Origin of the sequence: Streptomyces sp. 13-12-16 (genome assembly GCF_002114215.1) — a bacterium.
In the GTDB taxonomy this organism is placed as follows: domain Bacteria; phylum Actinomycetota; class Actinomycetes; order Streptomycetales; family Streptomycetaceae; genus Streptomyces.
This window is the reverse complement of the sequence record NZ_NCTE01001241.1, coordinates 1-1,591: the sequence shown is the minus strand read 5'-3', so window position 1 is coordinate 1,591 and position 1,591 is coordinate 1. Positions and strand designations below refer to the sequence as shown.

Below are 1,591 nucleotides of genomic sequence, written 5' to 3'. Positions count from 1 at the left end.
CGGGCAGCGGGCGGGCGGCGGTGACGGCCGGGGCCGGTGACCGGGCGGCGGACGACGGCTCGCCCCGGCGGCTGCGGGTCCTCGTCGAACGGCTGCGCACCCGCTGGGACGCGGAGGTCGCCTTCGACTGGCTGTTCCGCACCGGCGACCACCCGTTCTGGCTGGACAGCAGCCGCCCGGGCGGGCGCCTCGGACAGTTGTCCGTGATGGGCGACGCCTCCGGTCCGCTGGCCCGGGTCGCCACGGCGGACGTGGGGGCCGGCACCGTGACCGTCACCGGGGGCGGCGCCACCCGCGTCGAACGGTCGGCCTTCCTGTCCTGGCTGGAGCGGGACCTGGCCGGACTGAGCACCGACGTGCCCGAGCTGCCCTTCGACTTCGCCCTCGGCTGGGTCGGCTGCCTCGGTTACGAACTGAAGGCGGAGTGCGACGGGGAGGCGGCGCACCGTTCCCCCGACCCCGACGCCGTCCTCGTCTTCGCCGACCGCGCCCTGGTGCTCGACCACCGTACCGACACGACCTATCTGCTGGCCCTGGCCGAGGACGGTGACGAGGGGGCGGCGCGGTCCTGGCTCGCCTCGGCCGCCGCCGCCCTGGAGACGGTGGCGGGCTGGGAACCGGAGCCCTGTGAACCTCCCGCGGCCGGCGGCACCGGGCCGGTGGTGCTGCGCCACGACCGCGACGCCTACCTCAAGCTGATCGACGCCTGCCAGCAGGAGATCGCGGCCGGTGAGACGTACGAGGTGTGCCTGACCAACATGGCCGAGGCGGACACCGACCTGGACCCGTGGCAGGCGTACCGCTGTCTGCGCCGGGTGAGCCGGGCACCGTTCGCCGCGTTCCTGCACTTCGGGCCGATGGCCGTGCTCAGCACGTCGCCCGAGCGGTTCCTGCGCATCGACCGGTACGGCGTGATGGAGTCCAAGCCCATCAAGGGCACCCGGCCGCGCGGCGGCACCCCGCGGGAGGACGCACGGCTCGCGAAGGAGCTGGCGTCCTGCGAGAAGGACCGTGCCGAGAACCTGATGATCGTCGACCTGGTCCGGCACGACCTCGGCCGGTGCGCGGAGGTCGGCTCGGTCGTCGCGGACCCGGTGTTCCAGGTGGAGACGTACGAGACCGTGCACCAGCTGGTGAGCACGGTGCGGGCACGGCTGCGCCCGCACCTCAGCCCGGTCGCCGCCGTGCGCGCCGCGTTCCCCGGCGGTTCGATGACGGGGGCGCCGAAGATCCGCACCATGCAGATCATCGACCGGCTGGAGGGCGGCCCGCGCGGCGTGTACTCGGGGGCCATCGGCTACTTCTCGCTCACCGGGGCGGTGGATCTGAGCATCGTCATCCGCACGGTGGTGCTCAGCGGGAACCGGCTGCGCTACGGCGTCGGCGGCGCCGTCATCGCGCTGTCGGACCCCGCGGCGGAGTTCGAGGAGACGGCGGTGAAGGCGACGCCGCTGCTGCGGCTGCTCGGCGCCGAGTTCCCCGGACGCGTGGACCTCGCGGACGACGACGCGGACGGCGCGGCGGCCGGGGCCGCTCCGGCGGACCCGGCCGCCCGGGACGCGTCGCACGACGGACGGGAGGCCCTGCCCCG

The 1,591-nt window shown here is 74.9% G+C and carries 1 protein-coding gene; it reads left to right on the top strand.

The genetic code is table 11. From position 1 onward, the window contains the following. On the top strand, positions 1-1,591 hold a 1,591-nt coding region (pabB, locus tag B7767_RS38625; RefSeq protein ID WP_107486574.1), incomplete at both ends, for an aminodeoxychorismate synthase component I.